Origin of the sequence: Mycobacterium arosiense ATCC BAA-1401 = DSM 45069, assembly GCF_002086125.1 — a bacterium.
Classification (GTDB): Bacteria; Actinomycetota; Actinomycetes; order Mycobacteriales; family Mycobacteriaceae; genus Mycobacterium; species Mycobacterium arosiense.
Genome location: NZ_MVHG01000179.1, coordinates 1 through 2,483 on the forward strand (window position 1 = coordinate 1; position 2,483 = coordinate 2,483).

The following is a 2,483-nucleotide window of genomic DNA, read 5'->3' on the forward strand; positions in this document are numbered from 1 at the left end:
CCGGTCGGGTCGGTCGGCCGGCGCGGCGCGGCGGCCGGCTACGTCAACAAATACGGGTTCCGCTACAGCGTGCTGACCCGTCCACCCTCGGCCGGATAACCACGAGCCCAGATGAGTCCCACGGAAGGGGAAGGAAGCTAGATGTCTTTCGTGACCACGCAGCCCGAGGCGTTGGCAGCCGCAGCGGGCAATCTGCAAACCATCGGCTCAACGTTGAGCGCCCAGAACGCCGCCGCCGCTGCCCCCACGACGGGGGTGGTGCCGGCCGCTGCCGACGAGGTGTCCGCGCTGACGGCGGCACAGTTCGCAGCGCACGCCCAGATGTACCAGGCCGTCAGCGCGCAAGCGGCGGCGATCCACGAAATGTTCGTCAACACCCTGAGCGCCAGCTCCGGGTCCTACGCGGTGACTGAGGCGGCCAACGCGGCCGCGACTGGTTAAGGAGTCGATGATGTTGGATTTCGGAGCACTTCCGCCGGAGGTCAATTCGGCGCGGATCTATGCCGGTCCGGGTTCGGAGTCTTTTACGACCGCGGCGTCGGCGTGGAATGCGATCGCCGCAGAGTTGCAGTCGGCCGCCTTGAGTTATCAGAACGTGGTGACTCAGCTGTCGAGCGAGGAGTGGCTGGGGACCGCCTCGGCGGCAATGGTGCAGGCGGCGACCCCGTACGCGGAGTGGTTGAGCACCACCGCGGCCCAGGCCGAGGAGGCGGCCACGCAGGCCAACGCCGCCGCGGCGGCGTTTGAGACGGCGTTCTCCTCGGTGGTGCCCCCGCCCGTGATCGCCAGCAACCGGGCGCTGGTTCAGCAGTTGATCCAGACCAACGTGTTGGGGCAGAACACGGGAACGATCGCGCAGTTGGAGGCGCAGTACGGCGAGTATTGGGCGCAGGATGCCGCCGCGATGTACGGCTATGCGGGTCAGTCCGCGTCGGCGACGAAGGTGACCCAGTTTCAGAAGGCGCCGGAGGTCACCAACCCGTCGGGTCAGGCCACCCAGGGTGCGGCGGTCACCAACGCCACGGCCAACTCGACGGCCACCAACACGTCGAAGACCCTGCAGTCGCTGGCGCAGCCCGCCGCGAATTCGACGGTCAAGGCCGCTGCCGATCAGGCCACGACCACGGATCCGCTATCGGAATTGTGGTTCCTGCTCACCGGGCAGACCAGCCTGCCCACCAGCCTGGGATCGGCGGTCAACGGCTACAGCCCGTTTGCCAGCCTGTTCTATAACACCGAGGGTCTGCCGTACTTCAGTACCGGTATGGCCAACACCTTCACGCAGATCTCCAAGACCGTCGGGTTGATCGGCGGTGCGGCCCCGGCGGCGGCCAAGGCGTTGCCCGGGCTTGGTGGTTTGGGTGGCATGTTGGGTGGCGGTGCTGCGGCCGCGCATCCGGTGGCGGCGGTGGGCAGTGCGGCGTCGATCGGTGGCAAGTTGTCGGTGCCGGTGGCCTGGTCGGGTGCTCCCGGGGCCGCGCCGGCGCTGGGGCGTGCGATTCCGGTCAGCAGCATCAGCGCCGCCCCGGAGGCCGCCGGTGGGCCCGGCAACCTGCTCGGTGGCATGCCGCTGGCCGGTGCCGGTGCCGGCGGCCACGGAGTGGCGGGTCCAAAGTACGGATTCCGCCCCACCGTCATGGCCCGACCACCCTTCGCGGGATAGCTTCGGCCAAAGCAACTCTGGCGCAACACCCGAACGCGCCCTGCCGCCAAACACCGGCGGCGGGGCGCGCTTTTGTGTGCCCGGACGCCGCATCCGGGGCCGCCGCAGCGAATTTCGAACGGGCTTTATCTGCGGCCGGATTTTTATCCGGCGCTGGGGTTTTCGCGTAGCCGCGGCCAGGCCCAGACCGCCCAGGGATGCCGGTGGTAGGCGCCGGCCAGCGCGCCTTATGACCGGGTGTTACCGCAGGTGATGACGGTGACGGCGAAACGCCTTCCGGCGGCGCCCCGACCTCGCCGCCGCGCCGGAGCACGCCCCCGAATTCCGGGCGGCCGCAGCCGCGGCCGCATCGCGACAGCGGCGGTGGGCGGCGCGGCCATTTAGCCTTCCGAGGCAAGCAAACTCTGTTGGTCATCGCCGAGAGATCACCTGCGAGGGGATACATGTCGTTCGAGCCCGGTGCTTCGTAACCATGGACTTCGGGGCATTACCGCCGGAGGTCAACTCCGGTCGCATGTACGCGGGTCCGGGGTCGGGTCCGATCATGGCCGCGGCCGCCGCCTGGGAGGGTTTGGGCGCCGAGCTGGGCAGCGCGGCCAGCGGGTACACGTCGGTGATTTCGGAACTGACGCAAGCGCCGTGGGTGGGTCCGGCGTCGGCGTCGATGTTGTCGGCGGTGACCCCGTACGTGAGTTGGTTGAGCGCTCTGGCCGCGCAGGCCGAGGAGACCGCGGACCAGGCCCGGGCGGCGGCCGCGGCGTTTGAGGCGGCGTTCGCGATGACGGTGCCGCCGCCGGTGATCGCGGCCAATCGTGTGCTG

The 2,483-nt window shown here is 69.3% G+C and carries 3 protein-coding genes; all 3 read left to right on the forward strand.

The window, feature by feature from the left end; all coding sequences use genetic code 11:
• The first annotated feature begins 141 nt into the window (after positions 1 to 141).
• A complete protein-coding gene (locus tag BST14_RS27885; protein WP_083067468.1) occupies positions 142 to 441 on the forward strand; it encodes a PE family protein in 300 nt (99 codons plus the stop codon).
• 7 nt (positions 442 to 448) lie between these two features.
• Positions 449 to 1,663, forward strand: coding sequence for a PPE family protein (locus tag BST14_RS27890; protein ID WP_083067469.1), 1,215 nt, complete (start codon positions 449 to 451; stop codon positions 1,661 to 1,663).
• A 472-nt stretch (positions 1,664 to 2,135) separates the two neighbouring features.
• A partial coding sequence (locus BST14_RS27895; protein WP_142279665.1) for a PPE family protein occupies positions 2,136 to 2,483 on the forward strand: 348 nt, incomplete at its 3' end.

Bases quoted from the DNA above. Each gene is read 5' to 3' on its own strand.
- BST14_RS27890 (WP_083067469.1), top strand. From the start codon at position 449: ATGATGTTGGATTTCGGAGCACTTCCGCCGGAGGTCAATTCGGCGCGG.
- BST14_RS27885 (WP_083067468.1), top strand. From the start codon at position 142: ATGTCTTTCGTGACCACGCAGCCCGAGGCGTTGGCAGCCGCAGCGGGC.